The sequence below is a fragment of the Streptomyces jumonjinensis genome (genome assembly GCF_009600885.1).
In the GTDB taxonomy this organism is placed as follows: domain Bacteria; phylum Actinomycetota; class Actinomycetes; order Streptomycetales; family Streptomycetaceae; genus Streptomyces; species Streptomyces jumonjinensis.
Window position 1 is genome coordinate 18540 of record NZ_VCLA01000004.1, and the last position, 19663, is coordinate 38202.

Genomic DNA, 19663 nt, shown 5'->3' on the forward strand with positions numbered 1-19663 from the left:
CCGCGGTCCCCCCGGGGGCGGCGGCGGAGCCGCCCGTGACGGCGGATCCGTCCGCCGTCACGGGAGCGGATCCGGCCGGGCCGTACGCCGGGAGCGGGAGCGTCGCCCGGGCGGCGGTGTGTCTGGCCGACTTCGAGCGCGCCGCCGCCGCCGTGCTGCCCCCTGACGTACGGGACTTCATCGCCGGGGGCAGCGGCGGCGAGATCACTCTCGACGCCAATCGGGCCGCGCTGGACCGGGTCTTTCTGCTCCCCCGGATTCTGCGGGATGTCACCGAGGTCTCCACCCGGACCCGCCTGCTGGGCACGCCGGCCGCGCTGCCGATCGCGGTCGCGCCGATCGCGTACCACCGGCTGGTGCATCCGGACGGCGAGATCGCCACCGCCCGGGCGGCGCGGGCGGCGGGGGCGCCGTTCACCGCGAGCACGCTGAGCAGCGTGCCGATCGAGGAGATCACCGCGGTCGGCGGCACGGTCTGGTTCCAGCTCTACTGGCTGCGCGACACCGCACGCACCCTGGATCTGGTCCGCAGGGCCGAGGACGCGGGGTGCTCGGCGATCGTGCTCACCGTCGATGTGCCGTGGATGGGCCGCCGGCTGCGGGATGTCCGCAACCGGTTCACGCTGCCCGGCCATGTCCGCGCGGCCAATGTCGAGACGGGGGCGGCGGCGCACGAGCGGTCCGCGAACGCCTCCGCGCTGGCCGTGCACACCAGCCGTACGTTCTCCTCGGCGCTGACCTGGTCGTCGGTGGCGGCGCTGCGGAAGCTGACCGGTCTTCCGCTGGTCCTCAAGGGGGTGCTGGCGCCCGAGGACGCGCTGCGGGCGGCGGAGTTCGGGGTCGACGCCGTCGTGGTCTCCAACCACGGCGGACGCCAGCTCGACGGCGCGGTCCCCAGCGTCGACGCGCTGCCGGAGGTGGCGCGTGCCGTCTCCGGGAGCTGTGAGGTGCTGCTCGACAGCGGGATCCGCAGCGGCCCGGACGTCCTCAGGGCGCTCGCGCTCGGCGCTTCGGGGGTCCTGGTGGGCCGTCCGCTGCTCTGGGGGCTGGCCGCGGACGGCGAGGCGGGCGCGGCCCGGGTGCTGGAGCTGCTGGCCGAGGAGCTGCGCGACGCGCTGGGGCTGGCGGGGTGCGACGGCGTCGCCGCGGCGGCCCGGCTGCGTACGGTCCGGGCGGGCTCGTCCGTGGAGCGGTCACCGGAGGCGTGGGCTCCGCGGGCGCGCGCCGAGGTGTGACGCGGGGTGGGCGCCGGGTCCTGGGTCCCATCCCATGGGGAGGGTCCTGGGTCCCACCTCGCGGGGAAGGTCCTCGGTCCCATCCCGTGGGGAGGGTCCTGGGCCCCACCCCACGGGGGTCCGGGACTCATCTGCTGATCCACACGAGACCGACGCACGGGCCGGGTGCGTCCCGGTACGGCAGAGGGTCCTCCCGCCGGGTCGGCGGGAGGACCCTCCGTCATATGCCGCGCACCCCAGGGTTATGGAGATGGCGTGAAGGCAAATCCACGGGATGTCCAACTGTCCGCTTTTGACGCTCGGACATCCGCTATGGAGTTCTCAGCCTATCTGGGCGACGTCGTCCTTGATCCGCACGGCGAACTCCGACCAGAGATCCGCGAACTGCCGGGCGAGATCGGCGACGATGTCGGTGCAGTGCGGCGGGACATTGTTGATGATCGCGTCCCATTCCTCTTTCCGGAGCGTGTGCAGGGCCAGCAGCCGCAGCAGATTGCGCCCCGTCTCGGTGAAGCGGAGCGCCGGATCGGCCTTGAGCCGCTTCACCAGCATCGCCCGGTCGGGAGCGATGTCGGTGCGGGACCTGCCGGACCGCTGGGACGGCCCCTGCGCGACCAGCTCCGGACGCCGGGCGAGCAGTTCCTCCGTGAAGTCCTCCCGCGCCGCCACCAGGACCGCCGGCGTCTTTCTGCGGCACTGCCGGGGCACCAGATCGTCCCCGTTGTGCAGGCGGTTGCGCACATCGCGCGCCGTCTCGGGCGAGATGCCGGCCGCCCGGGCGACCTGGCGCAGCGACAGCCCCGGGTTGGCCGCCAGCAGCTCGCCCGCGAGCATCCGGCCCGCGCTCCCGTCGAGCGGGCGGACCCTGCCGTCCTGGCCGACCCGCCGCGACTCCGGCGTCCGGCCCGGGACGGTCCGCTTGCGGATGTCGCCCACGGTGCCCGGGGAGACCCCGGTGACCGTGGCCACCCTCCGGTCGGACCACTGCGGATGCGAGGCGATGATACGTTCGGCGGCCCGCTTGCGGTCGGCCAGAGCGAGCGGCAGACCGTGCCTGACGTTCAGCCGGACGGCGAGGACGAACGCCTCGGCCTCGTCGCCGTCGAAGAATCGGGCCTCAATCGTCTCCGCGCCGCGCAGCCTGGCCGCTTTCACCCGGTGAAAACCATCGATGACTTTCATCGTGGCCCGGTGCACGACAATGGGCGGAAGCGGGCTCTGCGCCGCCGCCAGAACATGCACATGCTCGGGACTCTCACCGGAAAGCCGCGGCGAACCCGCCGAGTTCAGTGAATCGAGTTCGACTTCCACCACGGACTGTTCTTCGATGTTCATTTCTTCGGGCACCACCCCATCACCTCAAGAACTCGGGGATGAGAGGCGGGCGGTGGTACGGCCCGTACTCGCTTCCAGAACGTGTGCTTCGCCCCCGTCATATCTGTGACACGGTGTATCGAATTTCCGAGACCAGCTCGTTGCCAATGTCCTCGAACCCCCATGGACGATTCCGAGCAGAGCATCCGGACGGCTGCCTGAACTTCCGCCAGATGAGAAGGAAATTAACATTCGTCCTTTGCGGGTCGTAACCCCTGCGTATGCCCTGTCTGTCGACCCCTATGGCCCCCTACCCCCCTAGGGGTGCCCCATCGTTCCCATGGGGCACCCCTCGTACCATCGGCACCATATTCGGCGACTGAAACGGAATCAGCGCGCCCGGACCGGCGCTTTTCGGGACGCGCGCGCCCCCGCGCGCACCGGCATGGCGAGGCTGCGGCCCATGAGCGGGGAGAGAATGGTCACCGCGTCGGCGACCTCGCGCAGATCGGACTCGATCAGCGCCTGATCGCCGTCGCAGCGCGCCGTCTTGGGCTCGGGGTGGATGTCGATGATGACCCCGTCCGCCCCCGCGGCGATCGCCGCCCGGGTGAGCGGCACCACCAGATCGCGGCGGCCTCCCGAGTGCGAGGGGTCGACGATCACGGGCAGATGCGACAGCCGCTGGACGACGGGCACCGCGCTGATGTCGAGGGTGTTGCGGGTGGCGGTCTCGAACGTCCGGATCCCCCGCTCGCAGAGCACGATGTCGAGGTTGCCGCGCTGCGCGATGTACTCGGCGGCGCTCAGCCATTCCTCGATCGTGGCGCTGAAACCCCTCTTGAGCAGCACCGGCTTGCCCGCGCGGCCGACCGCCTGGAGCAGCGCGAAGTTCTGCATGTTACGGGCGCCCACCTGGAGCATGTCGGCGTAGGAGGCGACCATGTCGACGCTGCCGGGGTCGATGACCTCGGTCACGACCGGCAGTCCGGTCTCCTCCCGCACATCGGCGAGGATCTTCAGCCCCCGCTCGCCGAGCCCCTGGTAGGAGTAGGGAGAGGTGCGCGGTTTGAAGGCGCCGCCGCGCAGCAGGGAGGCGCCGGCCTGCTTCGCCATCAGCACGGCCGCCAGGGTCTGCTCCGGTGTCTCGACGGCGCAGGGGCCGGCGATCACGCTCAGGGTGTCCGGCCCGATGGGCACTCCGCCCACCCGGATGACGGACCGGGTGGCGTGGTGCTCCCGGCTGACGAGCTTGTACGGCGCGGAGACCCGCATCACCTGGAGCACCCCGCTACGGCTGCCCAGATTCAGCGCTTCGAAATCATTCACATCCCCGACCAGACCGACGATCGTCCGGGATACTCCACGGCTGACAAATGCCTCTCCGCCGGCCGCGCGCACCAATCCGACGACGCCGTCTATTTCTTCCTGGGTAGCCTCGGGAACCATTACCACGACCATGAGTTCTCCTCGATGTGGGCACTTGCCTCCGCCGTCGACGACGGTCACAGAATTCACTGATCCGGCATGTATCCGGCCATCTGTCGTTTTCGTCATCCTAGGAGCGCCCGGCCATCGGAGTCGACCGTCCGGGGCCGCGTCCAACTGTTCTTCCGGCCATCGCCGCTGACTTTGCGGGGGTGGCGAATACCCTGTGTCCGGCGGGAGTTGTCACGGCCGGCCGGGATATCTCCCGGAATCGCGCCCTCCGTGACCGGACAGCGCTTTCCAGGGGCGTATGGTCGATGGCACACGCCGGATCCGGAGGCTTACGCGCCCGGCGTACGTATACGAAAGTTACGGAGGAGGTGATCCACTGCGCCGGTTCATGCGGTAGATTTTGCGCGCCCTTGACCGGTATCACCTCTCGCACATACGGAGACTGGCCCCGCAATGACCGACATAGTCAACGGACTCGGCCGCGCGAGCGCGTACGGCGCTCTCGGACTGGTTCTTCTGATCCTCGGCATGGTCCTGATCGACCTGCTCACCCCGGGCAAGCTCGGACGGCAGATCTGGGAGGACCGCAACCGCAACGCCGCCCTGCTGCTCAGCTCCGCGCTGCTGGGCATCGGCGGGATCGTGTTCACCTCGATCTGGACCACCTACGACGACTTCGGCAAGGGCCTCGCCTCGACGGCGGCGTTCGGTGTGCTCGGCTTGGTGATGATGGCCGTGGCGTTCCTGGTGGTGGACCTGGTCACCCCGGGCAGGCTGGGCGCGACGCTGGTGGAGCCGGAGCCGCATCCGGCGGTCTGGGTCACGGCGTCCTGCAATATCGCGGTGTCGGCGATCATCTCGGCGTCCATCGCCTGACACCCCGTGACCGGGGCACGCCCCGGTCACGGAACCGGCCGGTGCTCCCCCGCCCGGTGCTCCCCGCCCGGGACGGAGCGCGCGGCGTCAGACCGCGTACCGGAGATACTCCGTGGCGTACGAGCTCCACGGCCGCCACCGTGCGGCGGCAGCCGCCGTGACCCCGAGGCGGCGCATCGCGGCCCGTACGGCGGCGTCCTCGCTCAGCAGCACATCGGGATCGCCGAGCGCGCGCATCCGGATGCGGCCGGCGGTCCGGGGGCCGACTCCCGGCAGCGCGAGCAGCAGACGTTCGGTCCCGTCCCGGTCCGCGCCCGGGTCCAGGGAGAGGGTCCCGTCGGCGATCGCCGCGGCGATCGCGCGGAGGGCGGCACGCCGGGCCCCGGACAGGCCCAGCCCGTCCAGCGAGGCTTCCGCGAGATCACCGGCGGCCGGGAAGAGACGGGTCAGCCCGCCGCTGGTGCGGCGGAGCGGCTGTCCGTACGCCGCGACCAGCGCGTCACCCGCGCGGCGGGCCGCCGCTGTGGACAGCCGCCCGCCGAGTACCGCGCGCACGGCCGCCTCCTGCGGGTCGGCGGCCCCGGCGACGCGCAGCCCGGGACAGGCGGCGACCGGGGCGGCGAGCGCAGGATCCGTGCCGAGGCGCTCGGCGACGGCGCACGGGTCGGCGTCCAGATCGAAGAGCCGGCGGATCCGCTGGGTCGCGGTCGTCAGATCCCGCAGATCGGTGAGATGGAGCCGGCAGCCGAGCCAGCCCTCCGCGCCCGGCTGCTCGCGGACCTCGGCGATGCCGGGGCCGCCGGGCAGCCGCAGGGTGCGGCGGTAGGTGCGCGCGCCGCGCCCGCCGGTGATCTCCTCGATGCCGGTGAGCGCACGCTCGGCGAGATGGTCGAAGATCTGCGCGGCGGCGTAGGGGGTCCGGTGGGCCAGGCGCAGGGGCACCCCCGTCCGCCCGGTCTCGGGGCTGACCGGGCCGAAGCGGACGTCGCGGCCGGTGCGGGCGGAGCGCAGTTCGCTGGGGGTCGCCGCGTAGATGGCGCGCATGGTGTCGTTGAACTGGCGGACGCTCGCGAACCCCGACGCGAAGGCGATCTCGGCGGCTTGCAGGGTGGTGGTCTGGAGCAGTACGCGGGCGGTGTGGCCGCGCTGGGCGCGGGCGAGGGCGATGGGGCCCGCGCCGACCTCGGCGTTGAGCTGCCGCTGGACCTGGCGGGTGCTGTAGCCGAGCCGGTGGGCGAGTCCGGTGACGCCTTCGCGGTCCACGACGCCGTCGCCGATGAGCCTCATGGCCCGGCCCACCACATCGGCGCGGGCGTTCCACTCCGCGGATCCGGGCACGGCGTCGGGCCGGCAGCGGCGGCAGGCCCGGTAGCCGGCGCTCTGCGCGGCTGCCGCCGTCCGGTAGAAGGCGATGTTCCGGCGCTTGGGGGTGATCGCGGGGCAACTGGGCCGGCAGTAGATCCCGGTCGTGGAGACGGCGAAGAAGAAGACCCCGTCGAACCGGGCGTCCTTGCTGCTCACCGCCTCGTATCGGCTGTCCTCGATCGTCATGGGACCAGTATGGGCCGGGCCCGGAGGGCTCTGCTGGCGGGATTCGGACATGGCGTTCCCGGCGGTGTGGCCCGGGTGTGCCGGGTGTGCCGGGTGTCCGGCCCGTACGAGCGATCCCCCGGTACCTCGCCCGTACGAGCGATCCCCCCGGTACCTCGGTCAGGAGGTGCCCTGGCCTCCGGGGAGACCGTCCAGCAGGGCGTCCACCCGGGAGCGGAACCCGGCGAGCCGGGCGGCGGCCTCGTCGGGCCCGATCCGCGGCTCGTAGACGGCGGAGGGCCGCCAGTCGGGGATCGCCTCCTCGGTGGTCAGGGCCGGGTCGACGCCGAGCCGGGCGACCGCGCCGACGCCGAGGGCGGTCACATCGGGCAGCGCGGAGACCTCCACCGGGATCTGGAGCAGATCGGCCTGGGTCTGCATCAGCAGCGCGGAGCGGGTCAGCCCGCCGTCGACCCGCAGGCTCGACAGCGGCCGGCCGAGGTCGGCGGCGACGGCCCGGGTCAGTTCGGCGACCTGTGCGGAGATGCCCTCGCACAGGGCGCGCACCAGTTGCCCGGGCCCGGTGTCCAGGCCGAGCCCGGTGAGGGAGCCCCGTACGTCGCCGCGCCACCAGGGGGCGGCGAGTCCCGCGAGCGCCGGTACGAAGGTGACTCCGCCGCTGTCCGGCACCGCGGAGCCGACCGGGTCGAGATCGGCCGCTCCGGAGATCACCCCCAGGTCGGTGAGCCAGCGCACGGCGGAGGCGACGGTATAGACCTGTCCGTCGAGGCAGTAGCTGGTCTCTCCGCCGAGCCGCCAGGCGACGCAGCTGACGAGCCCGCTGTCGGTGCGGCGGGGGGTCCGCCCGGTCTGGGCGAGGAGGAACGCGCCGGTGCCGTAGGTGCACTTGGCGACGCCGGGTTCGGTGACGCTCTGGGCGAGCAGGGCGGCCTGCTGGTCGACCAGGAGGCCGGTCAGCGGGATCGGCACGCCGAAGGCGGTGGTCGTGCCCACCGGTCCGGCGGCGTCGACCACCTCCGGCAGCCGCTCGCCGTCGAGCCCGAAGACGCCGAGCGCCCTCGGCGACCAGGCGACGGTGTCGAGGTCGAGCAGCTGGGTGCGTCCCGCGGTCGCCGCGTCGGTGACGAACGCCCCGGTCAGCCGGTGGATCAGCCAGGAGTCGCTGGTGGTGACGACGCCCTCCCGGGTGCGTTCCCGACGTATCCATGCCATTTTGGGCGCGGCGAAGTAGGGATCGAGGGGCAGTCCGGTGAGATGCGCCAGTTCGTCCCCGTACGGGGAGAGCTCGGAGCACAGGGGCGCGGCCCGCCGGTCCTGCCAGACGATGGCGTCGGTGAGAGGCGCTCCGCTGTCGGGGTCCCAGGCGAGGACGGTCTCCCCCTGGTTGGCGAGGCCGACGGCGGCGACCGGCTCCCCGGCGTCGGCCAGCGCCCGCCGTCCGGCGTCGACGACGGAGGAGAGCAGTTCCCCCGGGTCGACCTCGACGGTGCCGCCGGCTCCGTAGCGGGGCGTCACCGGGGCGGTCCCGGTGCCGATGACGCCGCGGTCGGGGCAGATGACCAGGGCCTTGGTGCCGGAGGTGCCTTGATCCACGGCCAGTACGGCGCTTGCCATCGACCCTCACGCTCTCTTCGGGAAGTTCCGGCTGATCAGCGGGTAAGTGCCGGGCACACCATGATCGTTGACGACGACAGGGTGGAGCAGTCCGCGGCTCTCGTCAAGGGCGGGGCAATTGTCCTGGTCGATCCGCTCTTTGGTCCACCATGTGGCCTATTCAGGTCAACTTCTTGTCGTATTCGATTGGTTGAGTAAGATCGGCGCGCATACGGGGATCGGAATCTGATCCGTACCCCATGACGACCCCCCACCTGTCCCTATGAGGACCCATGACGACCATCTCGCGACATCCAACCCTGCGCGGAACGACGGGGGCGACGGCGGACTGATGTCCCAGGATCAGTTCCGACCGGTGTACCATCCGGCGGGCCATGACAACGAACTGCGCTCCGCCCTGCAGGATTTACGGACCGGCCGTTGGCTGTCGATGCGGAACCTGCTGCACAACACCGCCAGTTGGGGGATGTGGACCCAGCGCACCCAGGTGCTCGCGGCCATCGCCGCCGGTTCGGACGCGGTGCAGGCGTGGCGGGCCGAGGAGCCCGGCTCGCTCGCCGCGACGGTGATGCACTGCCGGATCGCGGTCGAACGGGCTCTGCGGGCGCACCGCGAGGGGCATCAGCGCACCCAGGAGTTGTGGCACGAGGCATGGGACGCCTGCCGGATCGCCGCCCATCAGGGGCCCGACGACCCGGTGCCGTGGGTGTGTCTGCTGGCGCTCGCGCAGCTCGACGAGAAGCAGCGGCTCGACGAGCACCGCCAGGTCCCGCCGGGGCCGATGCTGTTCCCCGGTCCCTGGGGGCTGCTGGCGGAGGCGCACAAGCGGGATCCGTACAACCGCGAGGCGTACCACCGGATGCTGCAGTTCGTGTATGTGCGCAAGTCCGCCGGTCATCTGTCGGAGGCGGTGAACTTCGTCCAGTGGGCGGCGTCCGCCGCGCCGGCGGGCTCGGCGCTGCTGGCCCTGCCGCTCCATGTCAGGGTGGAGCGCTACCGCAGGGACCGGGGCCATGAGCGAGCGCTGGATCTGCACTGGGTGACGGAGGACGCCACCCGGGAGGCCGTGATCGCTCTGGAAGGCTGGTTCGACCACATCGATCCGGCCGAGGCCTCACTGCTCGACCTCAACCATCTGGCCCACGCGCTGTGGGGCGCGGGCCGGTTCGTGGAGGCGGCCCGGGTCTTCGAGTCCCTGGGCCCGTACTTCACCGCTCCACCCTGGCTGTACCGCTCGCAGAACCCCGGTGACCCGGTGCTGGCCGAGGAGGTCTTCCTCCGCGCCCGCAGCCGGTGTCTCGCCGCCGCACGGGGTGCCGGTCACTGACCGCACCTTCCGGCGGCGCCGGTCCGCTCCCCCGGGCGGGCCGGGACGCTCCGCCGGGAGCGGCGTCCGTCCGCGCGATCCCGCGCGGGCGGCCGTGCCACCACCGTCAACCGTTCAGTGCAAAACCTTTCCCCCGGAGGTTGATCCACCATGTCCATCCCCTCGCCCAGATGGTCGGGTTCTGACCAGAAGTCGCCCGTCGATGAGGAGGAGCGGCTGCGGGAACTCGGCTACCAGCCGGTTCTGGCCCGCCGCATGGGAGGCTTCGGCAACTTCGCCATCAGCTTCTCCGTCATCTCCATCCTCTCGGGATGCATGACCCTGTACGGCTTCGGCATGAACACCGGCGGCCCCGCGGTGATGCTCTGGGGCTGGCTCGGCGTCGGCCTGTTCGTGCTCTGTGTCGGTATGGCGCTCGCCGAGGTGACCAGCTCGTACCCCACCTCCGGAGCGCTGTACTACATGGCGGACCGGCTGGGCGGCCGTAAGTGGGGCTGGTACACCGGCTGGCTGAATCTGCTGGGTCTGCTCGGCGCGATCGCCGGCATCGACTACGGCGCGGCCATGTTCACCGGAGCCTTCCTCCACCTTCAGTGGGGATTCGACCCCACCCCCGGCTCGACCATGGTCATCTTCATGATCATTCTGCTGCTGCACGCCACCTTGAACCTGTTCGGCGTGAAGCTGGTCAGCGTGCTCAACTCGATCAGCGTGTGGTGGCACATCGGCGGTGTCGTGCTGATCGTCGGCGTGCTGGCGATCGTCCCCAAGAACCACCAGTCCGCCGAGGTCGTCTTCACCGAGTTCGTCAACGGCACCGGCTGGGAGAACCCCATCTACGTCGCGGCGATCGGTCTGCTGCTCGCCCAGTACACCTTCTCCGGCTATGACGCCTCCGCCCATCTCTCGGAGGAGACCTCCAACGCGTCGGTCACCGCGGCCCAGGGCATCGTCCGCGCCATCTGGGTCTCCTGGATCGCCGGATTCGCCCTGCTGGCGGGGCTGGCCTTCGCCATCCAGGACTACGCCGGGGCGCAGAACTCCGCGACCGGTGTGCCGCCCGCCCAGATCATGATCGACGCGCTGGGCACCGGCGGCGCGTCGGCGCTGCTGCTGATCGTGATCGTGGCCCAGCTGTTCTGCGGCAACGCCGAGGTCGCGGCGGCCAGCCGGATGGTGTTCGCCTTCAGCCGTGACAACGCGCTGCCCGGCTCGTCCCTGTGGCGCAAGGTCAGCGCCAGGACGCAGACCCCGGTGCCCGCGGTGTGGCTGTCGGTGGGCTGCGCCTGTCTGCTGGCCCTGCCCTCGCTGTACTCCTCGACGGCGTACGGCGCGGTGACCGCCATCAATGTCATCGGCATCACCCCGGCGTACGCGATCCCGATCTATCTGAAGCTGCGCGCCGGGGACCGCTTCCAGCCGGGGCCGTGGAACCTCGGCAAGTGGAGCAAGCCGATCGGCTGGATAGCCGTGGTCTGGGTGGCGTTCGTGACCGTGCTGTTCCTGTTGCCGCAGACGAACCCGGTGACGGTCGACACCATGAACTACGCGTCGGTGGCGCTGGTCGCGGTGCTGACGCTGGCGACCATCTGGTGGTTCGTGGCCCGGCGTTCGTACGGCACTCCGCAGCCGCAGGCGTACGGCTCCGCTCGTGAGCAGGCCGAGCTGGCGGACCAGATCGTCTGACGCTCAGGCGTTTCGCTGGAAGTGGGGCCCGTCCGTGGACGGGCCCCATCGCGCTGTTCCGGGACGCCCGCACCGCTGTCAGCGGTCGGACGGGGGCTTTCCGCCGGCGGCCGAGGGGCTTTTGCCGGTGGCCGAGGGCTTTCCGCTGACGGTCAGGGCACGGAGGCTGCCCACATTGTCGAAGGAGCCGAAGCCCACCCGGCCCGTGCCGGCCCGCCGGTCCACGGCCGTCATCAGCGGGTGCCGGGAGCCGTCGACGTAGACCGCGATCTCGCCGCTGGCCGCGCAGTGGACCACCCGTACCGAGTGCCAGGCGGCGTCCACGACGGCGGGCTCGGCCCCTGTCCGGCCGTCCCACTGGTGATCGATCCGCAGCCGGTCGGCGTCGTCGACCACGAAGATCCCGTTGTGCGGGTAGATCGTGTTGTCGGAGGAGAGGTGGACATAGGAGAAGCGGGTGTCGGACCGATGGCCGAAGACGATGACGACATCGCGGTTGCTGATCTCCACCGGGGTGTCGAGCCGGACGTCGGCGTCGATCCGTACGCTGCCGAGCGGCGGGCCCGCGGTGAGCACCGCGTACTCATAGGGCCTGCGCGGGCCCGGCCGTGCGACGCCCGCCTCGGCGAGGGTGACCCGGCCGGACGGGAAGCGCCATTTGGCGGGGGTCACCGGGGCCCAGTTCCGCTCCGCCGTGAGCTGGGTGAGCGTGGTGCCGGTGGTGTCGCAGGCGGCGAAGGCGCGGCTGCCGGTGATCTTCCAGATCTTTCCGTTGGCCTTCGAGAGCAGATAGAGCTCGCCCTGGGCGTCCTGGCCCAAGCGCATGTCGACCCGGGTGTCCCCGGCGAGCGAGCGCATGGTGACCCGCTGTCCGGCGCGGTCGAAGAGCATCAGGGAGTAGGTGGCGGCGAGCCGCTGGGAGCCGCGGCGCATCGCGCCGGTCTCGGAGTAGAACAGCCGGCCGTCCACCAGATCGCCGTAGAGGTATGTGCCGCGCAGGGCCGGTACGAGCTGTCCCCGGTAGGCGAATCCGCCGACGATGGCACGGCCCACATCGGAACGGCAGTTCCAGTTCGCGGGCGGGTCGTGGTCGTAGGCGGCGACGGGGTAGACATACCCGTAGCGCGCGTCGTCCTCGGGCAGCGGGCGCAGCCGTTCGCAGGCGTCGGCCGCGCTCTTGTCGTAGACGAAGGCGCCCTCGCGTTCGCTCCAGCCGAGATTGTCCCCGGCGCGCACCTCGTAGACGCCTTCGACGGCATGCTCGCCGATATGCCCGAGGCGGAGCCGGTGCGGCCATGCCCGGTCCCAGCTGAAGCGGTGCGGATCGCGCATGCCGTAGGCGTAGATCTCGCCGAGCGCGCCGGGTCTGGCGGTGAAGGGATTGGCGGGCGGTACGCCGTACCGTCCGTTGGCGCCGGACCGGCCGCGCGGATCGATCCGGAGCAGCTTGCCGTGCGGCAGCGTGAGATCCTGCGGTTCGCCGTTGTTCAGGCCCTGCGCTCCGTCGCCGACGGCGATGTACAGCAGCCCGTAGTCGCTCTCGCCCGGCCGGGCGGTGGGGTTGAAGTCGATCTGCTGGATGCCGTGGCCGCCGCCGGTGAAGCCGATGCGGAGCAGCTCGCGGCGGCTGCCCGCGAAGACGGCGGCGGCGGGGTCGGCGGCCGTCCACTCGGTGACGACGCCGTGGTAGTTGACGGTCGAGCGCTGGACGAAGTCGGGCCGGGCGGCGGTCGCGGCGGCCTGCTCGGTGTGGACCGTGTAGAAGCGGCCGGTGCGGCGGAAGTCGGGGGCGAAGGCGGCGAAGCCGAGTCCCGACCCCAGTCCTCTGCTGGCGAAGAAGGCCGGGCCGACGGCGGCGGCCAGATCGAGGTATACGGCGGGACGGCCGTTCTGGACGAGATAGAGCCTGCCGTTGAGATCGGGGACGGCCATCCGGCCCGAGCCGTCGGGCAGTTCGCTCAGATGGTTGATGCGGGCATGGCGTCTGAGGCGGGCGTCGGTGACGGGCCCGGGGACGGGTTCGGTGCGGGGGAAGGAGGCGTACTCCTCGACGACGACCCCGAGACCGGACTCGACGGGCTTGCCGGGTACCGGGTCCAGGATCGCGCCGGCCGGAGCGGCGGACGCGGGCGCCGCCGTGACCGGCGGCAGGGCCGGAAGGGCGGCGAGCAGCACGAGGGCGAGCAGCGCGGCGAGACGGGGGGAGCGGCGGGGAGGCGAGCCGCTGCGCGACAGTGGAGGCATCCCACCATGTAATCGGCGTTCGAATCCATGAACAAGGTTCGGGTGATGATCGCTTGACAGTCCATCACATCGACCGGTGATCAGATCCCTGATCGGAGATCCGATCGGACAGCGTGCGTCGGATCGTCGGCGGTTCCCCGGCGCCCGGCTGTCAGCTGATGTGGAAGAGCGGTCCGGTGATCGTCAGTCCGAGGTCGTGGCCGACGTACGAGAAGAACGCGATCAGCATCAGGGCCGCGCCGCCCAGCGCGATGTCCTTGAAGAAGGCGATCATCTCGTTCTGCCGGGCCTGCCCTTCGCTCTCCTTCCAGAAGCCGTGCATCAGCAGGGCCGTGGGGAAGAGGAAGACGGCCAGCAGCAGGGCCCCGAGATCCGCCCAGATGCCGAGGGCCACGCTCACCACGCCCGCCAGCATCAGCAGTCCGCTGGCGAAGGTCCCGGCGGCGGGCGCGGGAATGCCCCGCGAGGCCGCGTAGCCGGCCAGGTCCTTGGTCTTGGTGAGATGACCGATGGCGGAATTGAGGAAGAGCAGCACGAACAGGATGCGTCCGATGAGTACCAGGACATCCATGACCGGCCTCCCGATCAGGCGGTTGAACGGATAACCATTCCTGTCCAGAATACTACTGATCAGCACATATCGCCCGCTATATCGCCATGCCCCTGCGCACGCCCACCCCCCGGCGACGGCGCTCCGGGTGGGTCTCCGACAGATGGGTATAGGTCGTACGCGCGGGCGTCTTCCGGCCCTCAGCCCGCCTCTGACGAGAGGTTCCACGATGAATCCGAACAGCGGTCGTTACGCGGTCATCGCATTAGCCCTGGCCTTCGCCGGCCTGGAGATGGCAGCCGTGCATCTTCTTCTCGACACGGGAACCGCGGTGCGGCTGGCGGCGGATGCGGCCGTCGTGATCGTCGTCGCCGCGTGTCTGTGGGCGGCCCTCGGCCGCCGCCGATGTCCTGACAAGGAGAGCCTCGCGGCGGAGTGCGCCCGCCAGCGCAGGGCCGTGCGGTTCAACGCGGACCGCGAGACCAGAGCACGGGAGTGCGGGCGGTCCGGCAGAGCCTGAGCCCGTCGCCGGCGCGGGTGCCCTACGGCCATGCGGCCATGCGGCGCGGACGCCCCGGGACAGCTGAATCGAGTCAGCATACCGTCGTTTTTAGCCGTACACGTCCCGGGTCCAGCCGGTTCCACCCCTCCAGCGGACATGATCAGCATGGAAGTCTTCACTGGTCACAGGCTGAAGGAGGGCCTCGATGCCCGCAGCACGCGTCAGTTCGGCCGTCATGACCCACCCGGTCCGCCGAGCCCAGGCGGAGGAGCTGTGCGCGCGCCTGGGGCTGGGCGGTCTGGCGATGGACCCCGACCCGGACGGCGACCCCTCCGCGCTGCGCACGGCATTGGTCGCCTGGTCCCGGATCGCCGAGGGGGCGACCCATCAGCTGATGATCCAGGACGATGTGGCCGCGCCCCGGGACCTGCTCGATCTGGTCGCCCACTGCGCCGACCGCTTCCCCGACGACGCGCTCGCTTACTACACCAACTGGCACGCGCGCAACGGCGCCGCCGCCCGGCTCGCCGCGCTGGCCGGGGCGGGCTGGGTGCGCGCCGTGCCCGAGGAGTTCACGCCGACCCTCGCCATCGTCCTCCCGGTCGCCCTGGCCGACGCGTTCCGCGCGTATGCCGGGAAGACCGGCGAGCGCCATGACGACGAGGTCATGGCGGCCTTTCTGCGGCAGGACGGGCGGCGCAGCGCCCTCCTCGCGGTGCCGACGGTCACCGAGCACACCGGCACCAGCAGCATCAACGGCCATGCGGCGCAGGGGGTGCGCAAGGCGGTCTGCCCGGCCGGCTCCGACGACGCCCGCCCGGCGCTCACCCGGGGCTGGGTGCTGGAGGAGCTCGACTGGCTGCCCTATATGCGGTATGGGGCGGGGTTCATCCGGCTGCCCGGCCAGGACGCCACACCCGACGCCCGCTCCCACTTCACCTGGCGTGAGGCGCTGCCCCGGACCGGGCTGACGGAGGAGCTGATCCAGGAGACGGCACGCCGGGAGCGCCCCGAGGACACCGCGACCGCCGTGCGGAAGGTGTTCGGGGAGTCCTTCGCCGACGAGCTGTGGATCCACTGTCTGCTGCTGGGCCGGCAGGCCGAGGCCGCGGCCCGCCGGCACGCACCGGCCACCGCCGGGACTCCCGCAGCCGCGGCCGGGACTCCCACGGCCGCGGAGGAGCGGCTGAAGGCGGCGGCGGTCTCCACCGTGGGCGTCGCCGGGCTGTCGCCGGAGCGGCGTCCCGAGGTGGACCAGGCGTACACGGAGCTGTTCTCCGCGTACGCCTGGAGCGCCGTCAGGAGCGGGGCGGCTCTGCTGGACCGGGCTCCCGCAGATCGAAGGTGATCCATACGCCCGGCTCCCAGTAGGAGGCCCGGTCGGCGGCCCGGTCCACCCGCAGGGTGCTGAGCCCTTCGGGGAAGACGTACTCCCCGTCCTCCGGGAAGGCCATCCCGGTCCAGCTCTCCCACTCGGCGACCGTTCCGGTGATCCGCGAGGACTTCTCGACGCTGGCGGCGACCCTTCCCCCGAGCCGCACCTGGGTACGGATCCAGGGGTCGAAGGGCTCGCCGTCCGCCCGGGTCCAGGACGCGTACCGCTCGATGGGGACGAGCGGGTACCGGTGCTTCCAGATGGGCCGCACCGGCACGATCAGATGCGGCAGTCCGTCCGCGCGCGCCATGTCCGTCATCTGCGTCAGCAGCGCCTTGGAGAGGCTTCTGCCCTGATGGGCGGGGGCCACCTCGACGCCCAGCGCGACCAGCGCGGTCGGCTTCACCCCGGCGTCATGGGCGCGGTAGGCGGCGTCGATCGATTCGTCCAGCCCGGCGCCGAGGTCTCCGGGGGTGCCGTCCCAGGTGCGCGGCAGGGAGCGGCCCGCGCCCAGGACGTCGTCCCGCTCCTCGTCGTACAGCATGAACTGGTAGTCGCTGAACTCTTCGAAGAGGCGGTTCCAGTGCGTCTCGTTGATGTCGCCGTGGAGGTTGTACTCGGGAACGACTCCGGCGAACACCTCGGGAATGCGGTCCCAGAGCTCCGGGCGTTCGGAGTGGCGCACGATTCTCATACTGCTTCCTTTCACTGTGCTGCGGGCTTGACGGCTTCCCACACGACGACGATGGGAATGCCGTCCCAAGCCGCGCGTGCCGCGTCCGCGATGAATTCCTCATAGCCGCCGGGGGCGAGCCGCCCATTGAATACCGGCTCGAAACACGCGCGTACGGTGAGCCCGGCGGAGGCGAAGGCCGCGATGTAATGGCTCGGCAGATGCACATAGTTGCGCACAAAGGCGAGCTCGTCCTCACCCTGTACAAAGAGGCACTGCCCCTGCAGGGTGACGACGAAGGGGTGCAGATCCGAGATGATGACCCGGCCGCCGGGCCGCACCACTCGCGCGAGTTCGGCGACGCCCTCCGTCAGATCGGACAGATGCGTCATGGCCAGCGTGCTGACCGCGAGGTCGACGGATGCGTCGTCCAGCGGCAGATTCTCCAGCCTGCCCCGGCGGAATTCGGCTTCCGGCGCCTTCTGCCGGGCCTTTTCCAGCATTTCGGGCGACTGGTCCACACCGATGGTCCGATAGCCGCGCGAGGTCAGGGCCACGGTGGTGCGGCCGGTGCCGCAGGCGGCGTCGAGCGCGGCGCCGACCGGGCCCTCGTCCAGCAGCCGCTGCACCACCGGCTCCTCGACCTCGATGAAGGAGCTGGGCAGGGAGTCGTAGATGGACGACCAGGCCGCGTAGCCGGCTGCGGCGTCGAGCTCGTTCACCGCGGCTCCGCCGCCGGGCAGCCCCTCTTCGCCGCCCGCCGCGAATTTCCTGATCTCCGCGACCCGTTCGTTCAGAAAAGTCTCGTCCGCATCGATGGCGGTCCGCAGAAGCGCGAGCCCCTCAATGCCGAGGACAAGTTCCCTGACTCGGAATTCATTACCCATTGCCGTCCTCTCGAAGAAAGATATTCCTGTTCAACCCGCGCTACCCAGAACACGGTATGCGCACTCTCCAGATGATCTACTTGGCCTGAATTCATCACGGAAAGTCCGAACCTGCCTTCCCCGCTTGCCGCCAGAGAGATCATCTTTTAGCATCAGGCCGGGACATGGGCCGCGAGCTGCGCGGATCTCACTGGGAGGGCAAATGATCGAAGGCTATATGGGCCGTGAAAGCGTGACGGCCGGCGAGGCTCTCACACTCCATGTCTCGACCGATGCCGATGAATTCCGGGTGCGCTTCTACCGGCTGGGCGATGGACTGTCCTTCCTGCTGGAGTCCGAGCCGTTCCGGGGTGTGCTGAAGAGTCCGCCGCCGCATCCGGACGGCGGTGACGGGCTTGCCTCGCCCGCCGTGGACTGGGACCTTGAGCCCTATTCCTTCCGCATCCCCGGCGACTGGCAGCCGGGCGTCTATCTCGCACATCTCGTGGCGGGCGACGAGCGGACGGCGGCAGCGGCGCCGCTGCTGGACGACAGCGGGATCGAGGGGTTCGAGCGGGAGTTCTTCGTCGTCAGACCGCGCGATCCGGGACGGCACGGCCGCATCCTGTACAAGAAGTCGACCTTCACCCGGCACGCCTACAACCGGTCGGACAACGAGGGCCTGCCCCGGGCGTCCAGCCTCTACGACAACCCCGTCTACCAGGAGGGCGGCGACGGCGAGCGCCGGGGGCACAAGCTCAGTCTGCACCGGCCGGGCGGGGTCATCGATCTCGCCTACTGGGACGCTCCCTTCATCGCCTGGCTGGAGCGCTCGGGCTATGCCGTCGAGTACTGCACCGATCTCGATCTCCACGAGGATCCGGAGCTGCTCGCGCCGTACGATCTGCTGCTGAGCGTGGGGCACGACGAGTACTGGAGCCAGGCGATGCGCGACCAGGTGGCCGCCCATGTGCGCGGGGGCGGGAACGTCGCGTTCTTCAGCGCGAACACCTGCTGGTGGCGGGTCCATCCGACCGACGGGAACACGGCGTTCGTCTCGGACACCGACCACCGGGTGGGGGACGCCTTCCCCCATCTTCCGGCGACGGATCTGTGGTGGCCGGCGCCGCCGGACGGGGTCGGCGCCCCGGAGAACGCCCTGACCGGGGTGAGCTTCCGCAACGGGGGGATGTGGGCCTCCGACGAGTGGCCCGGCGACCGGCCCCGGGCGGGGTACACCGTGCAGCACGCGGACCACTGGGTCTTCGAGGGCACCGGGCTGCGGGACGGTTCGGACGGCGGGGAGCCGGACGCGCTCGGCGCGGGGAGCGCGCTGATCGGATACGAGTGCGACGGCGCGGCCTTCGCGTACGACGAGAACGGAACCGCCCGCGCGACCGGCCGGGACGGTACCCCGGCGTCGTTTCTGATTCTGGGCGTCTATGTGCTGGACCCGGTGCACGAGAGCTTCCACGATCTGAAGTGGGGTCACTGGAACTGCCCCGAGCGCGAGCCGTCCGCGACGGGGCCCCGGGCGGCGACCATGGGCATCCATACGGCGGGCGGCACGGTGTTCACGGGCGGCACCACCGACTGGCCGGTGGTGTGCGGCCGGGAGCAGGACGCCGGTGTGGTGCGGGTGACCCGCAATGTGCTGGACCGGCTCTCGCACCGGACTACAGCAGCCGGATGAGATCGTGCAGGCCGGTGATCCGGTGCGCCCGCCCGGGCAGCGGCGGGGCCTCGCCCCGCACGGCCCGGTCCGGCCGCCACAGATGCACGGCGCGTATCCCCTGGGCCAGCGGACCCAGCACATCCGCTTCCCACATGTCCCCCACGAAGAGCGCCTGTCCCGGAGCGATGCCGCACTCGTCCAGTACGGCGCGGTAGATCAGCGGATGCGGTTTGCGCGCCCCCGCCCGGGCTGAGGTGACGGCCACGTCCACCAGGGGGCCGAGACCGACGCCGTCGAGCGCCTGGTCCAGATCCCAGAACCAGTTGGAGCAGACGGCGACCGTCAGGCCGTGCTCGCGCACCCGCGTGAGCACGGCCTTCGAGTCGGCGTAGAGCTCCAGCCGCAGATCCTTGATCGCCAGATCCAGCTCCATGGCGAGATCATCCGCCTGGTCCTCGGGAACACCGCAGGCCAGCGCCCGCCGGCGCAGCCGCCCGCGCTCCCAGGCCAGATAGGTCTCCCGGTCGGCGGATGCGGCGAGGTGCTCCTCGCCGTCCCCGGGCCCGACCGACCACTGATCGCCCCATCTCCCGGCGGCCTCGTCCAGGCCCCGCCGTCTGAGCAGCGCCTCATGGCTGGCCGGCAGCGGCGGCACCATACGGACGAGCGTGCCGTAGAAGTCGAAGATCACGGCTCTGACATCGGACGGCCGCCCGGGCCGTATGGCGCCCATGG

Annotated in this window: 16 protein-coding genes; 7 read left to right on the forward strand and 9 right to left on the reverse strand. The window is 70.9% G+C overall.

The annotated features are described in order from the left end of the window. Window positions 1-116 precede the first annotated feature (116 nt). Window positions 117-1235 carry an alpha-hydroxy acid oxidase gene (locus tag FF041_RS00485; protein WP_323390878.1) on the forward strand — a complete coding sequence of 373 codons (1119 nt, stop codon included), beginning with the start codon at window positions 117-119 and terminating at the stop codon, window positions 1233-1235. A gap of 321 nt (window positions 1236-1556) precedes the next feature. Here FF041_RS00485 and FF041_RS00490 read toward each other — a convergent pair whose 3' ends face one another. Both FF041_RS00490 and aroF read right to left on the reverse strand, forming a co-directional pair. Continuing rightward, window positions 1557-2582, reverse strand: a complete 1026-nt coding sequence (locus FF041_RS00490; protein ID WP_323390852.1) for a ParB N-terminal domain-containing protein — start codon at window positions 2580-2582, stop codon at window positions 1557-1559. A 357-nt stretch (window positions 2583-2939) separates the two neighbouring features. Further along, window positions 2940-4010, reverse strand: a complete 1071-nt coding sequence (gene aroF / locus FF041_RS00495) for a 3-deoxy-7-phosphoheptulonate synthase (RefSeq protein WP_153520507.1) — start codon at window positions 4008-4010, stop codon at window positions 2940-2942. A gap of 432 nt (window positions 4011-4442) precedes the next feature. On the opposite strand from aroF, the gene FF041_RS00500 reads away from it, so the two are divergent. After that, the gene (locus tag FF041_RS00500) at window positions 4443-4865 is read left to right on the forward strand and encodes a DUF350 domain-containing protein (protein WP_153520508.1); all 423 of its coding nucleotides are present in this window, start codon (window positions 4443-4445) and stop codon (window positions 4863-4865) included. 87 nt (window positions 4866-4952) lie between these two features. On the opposite strand, the gene FF041_RS00505 is transcribed toward FF041_RS00500, so the two are convergent. Both FF041_RS00505 and FF041_RS00510 read right to left on the reverse strand, forming a co-directional pair. After that, the gene (locus tag FF041_RS00505) at window positions 4953-6416 is read right to left on the reverse strand and encodes an AlkA N-terminal domain-containing protein (RefSeq protein ID WP_153520509.1); all 1464 of its coding nucleotides are present in this window, start codon (window positions 6414-6416) and stop codon (window positions 4953-4955) included. Between the two features lie 159 nt (window positions 6417-6575). After that, window positions 6576-8030, reverse strand: a complete 1455-nt coding sequence (locus tag FF041_RS00510; RefSeq protein WP_153520510.1) for an FGGY family carbohydrate kinase — start codon at window positions 8028-8030, stop codon at window positions 6576-6578. A 331-nt stretch (window positions 8031-8361) separates the two neighbouring features. Here FF041_RS00510 and FF041_RS00515 point away from each other — a divergent pair, with 331 nt between their 5' ends. Both FF041_RS00515 and FF041_RS00520 read left to right on the forward strand, forming a co-directional pair. Beyond that, window positions 8362-9357 carry a hypothetical protein gene (locus tag FF041_RS00515; protein WP_153520556.1) on the forward strand — a complete coding sequence of 332 codons (996 nt, stop codon included), beginning with the start codon at window positions 8362-8364 and terminating at the stop codon, window positions 9355-9357. A 150-nt stretch (window positions 9358-9507) separates the two neighbouring features. Next, entirely contained in the window at window positions 9508-11043 is a 1536-nt protein-coding gene (locus FF041_RS00520; RefSeq protein ID WP_153520511.1) for an amino acid permease, read from the forward strand. 78 nt (window positions 11044-11121) lie between these two features. Here FF041_RS00520 and FF041_RS00525 read toward each other — a convergent pair whose 3' ends face one another. Both FF041_RS00525 and FF041_RS00530 read right to left on the reverse strand, forming a co-directional pair. Next, entirely contained in the window at window positions 11122-13287 is a 2166-nt protein-coding gene (locus tag FF041_RS00525; RefSeq protein WP_153520512.1) for a PQQ-dependent sugar dehydrogenase, read from the reverse strand. Between the two features lie 151 nt (window positions 13288-13438). After that, a complete protein-coding gene (locus FF041_RS00530) occupies window positions 13439-13858 on the reverse strand; it encodes a DoxX family protein (RefSeq protein ID WP_153520513.1) in 420 nt (139 codons plus the stop codon). A 208-nt stretch (window positions 13859-14066) separates the two neighbouring features. On the opposite strand from FF041_RS00530, the gene FF041_RS00535 reads away from it, so the two are divergent. Both FF041_RS00535 and FF041_RS00540 read left to right on the forward strand, forming a co-directional pair. Beyond that, window positions 14067-14357, forward strand: a complete 291-nt coding sequence (locus tag FF041_RS00535) for a hypothetical protein (protein WP_153487478.1) — start codon at window positions 14067-14069, stop codon at window positions 14355-14357. A gap of 187 nt (window positions 14358-14544) precedes the next feature. Next, a complete protein-coding gene (locus tag FF041_RS00540) occupies window positions 14545-15687 on the forward strand; it encodes a hypothetical protein (protein WP_153520514.1) in 1143 nt (380 codons plus the stop codon). Here FF041_RS00540 and FF041_RS00545 read toward each other — a convergent pair. Both FF041_RS00545 and FF041_RS00550 read right to left on the reverse strand, forming a co-directional pair. Continuing rightward, on the reverse strand, window positions 15638-16408 hold the full coding sequence (locus tag FF041_RS00545) for a GNAT family N-acetyltransferase (protein ID WP_153520515.1): 771 nt from the start codon (window positions 16406-16408) through the stop codon (window positions 15638-15640). The two genes, FF041_RS00540 and FF041_RS00545, sit on opposite strands and share 50 nt — an antisense overlap. Window positions 16409-16419: 11 nt before the next feature. Continuing rightward, window positions 16420-17274 (reverse strand): class I SAM-dependent methyltransferase, encoded by an 855-nt coding sequence (locus tag FF041_RS00550; protein ID WP_153520516.1) that lies wholly within the window; start codon window positions 17272-17274, stop codon window positions 16420-16422. 202 nt (window positions 17275-17476) lie between these two features. On the opposite strand from FF041_RS00550, the gene FF041_RS00555 reads away from it, so the two are divergent. Further along, a complete protein-coding gene (locus tag FF041_RS00555; RefSeq protein ID WP_194291883.1) occupies window positions 17477-18946 on the forward strand; it encodes a N,N-dimethylformamidase beta subunit family domain-containing protein in 1470 nt (489 codons plus the stop codon). Here the strand turns inward: FF041_RS00555 and FF041_RS00560 are convergent. Further along, on the reverse strand, window positions 18930-19661 hold the full coding sequence (locus FF041_RS00560; protein WP_153520517.1) for an HAD family hydrolase: 732 nt from the start codon (window positions 19659-19661) through the stop codon (window positions 18930-18932). The two genes, FF041_RS00555 and FF041_RS00560, sit on opposite strands and share 17 nt — an antisense overlap. Between the last annotated feature and the right edge of the window lie 2 nt (window positions 19662-19663).

What these genes read in the sequence shown, in the direction of transcription:
- FF041_RS00560 (WP_153520517.1), bottom strand. Translation starts at nt 19,661, where the DNA reads ATGGGCGCCATACGGCCCGGGCGGCCGTCCGATGTCAGAGCCGTGATC.
- FF041_RS00535 (WP_153487478.1), top strand. Translation starts at nt 14,067, where the DNA reads ATGAATCCGAACAGCGGTCGTTACGCGGTCATCGCATTAGCCCTGGCC.
- aroF (WP_153520507.1), bottom strand. Translation starts at nt 4,010, where the DNA reads ATGGTCGTGGTAATGGTTCCCGAGGCTACCCAGGAAGAAATAGACGGC.
- FF041_RS00515 (WP_153520556.1), top strand. Translation starts at nt 8,362, where the DNA reads ATGTCCCAGGATCAGTTCCGACCGGTGTACCATCCGGCGGGCCATGAC.
- FF041_RS00540 (WP_153520514.1), top strand. Translation starts at nt 14,545, where the DNA reads ATGCCCGCAGCACGCGTCAGTTCGGCCGTCATGACCCACCCGGTCCGC.
- FF041_RS00510 (WP_153520510.1), bottom strand. Translation starts at nt 8,030, where the DNA reads ATGGCAAGCGCCGTACTGGCCGTGGATCAAGGCACCTCCGGCACCAAG.
- FF041_RS00550 (WP_153520516.1), bottom strand. Translation starts at nt 17,274, where the DNA reads ATGGGTAATGAATTCCGAGTCAGGGAACTTGTCCTCGGCATTGAGGGG.
- FF041_RS00555 (WP_194291883.1), top strand. Translation starts at nt 17,477, where the DNA reads ATGATCGAAGGCTATATGGGCCGTGAAAGCGTGACGGCCGGCGAGGCT.
- FF041_RS00525 (WP_153520512.1), bottom strand. Translation starts at nt 13,287, where the DNA reads ATGCCTCCACTGTCGCGCAGCGGCTCGCCTCCCCGCCGCTCCCCCCGT.
- FF041_RS00505 (WP_153520509.1), bottom strand. Translation starts at nt 6,416, where the DNA reads ATGACGATCGAGGACAGCCGATACGAGGCGGTGAGCAGCAAGGACGCC.
- FF041_RS00545 (WP_153520515.1), bottom strand. Translation starts at nt 16,408, where the DNA reads ATGAGAATCGTGCGCCACTCCGAACGCCCGGAGCTCTGGGACCGCATT.
- FF041_RS00500 (WP_153520508.1), top strand. Translation starts at nt 4,443, where the DNA reads ATGACCGACATAGTCAACGGACTCGGCCGCGCGAGCGCGTACGGCGCT.
- FF041_RS00530 (WP_153520513.1), bottom strand. Translation starts at nt 13,858, where the DNA reads ATGGATGTCCTGGTACTCATCGGACGCATCCTGTTCGTGCTGCTCTTC.
- FF041_RS00520 (WP_153520511.1), top strand. Translation starts at nt 9,508, where the DNA reads ATGTCCATCCCCTCGCCCAGATGGTCGGGTTCTGACCAGAAGTCGCCC.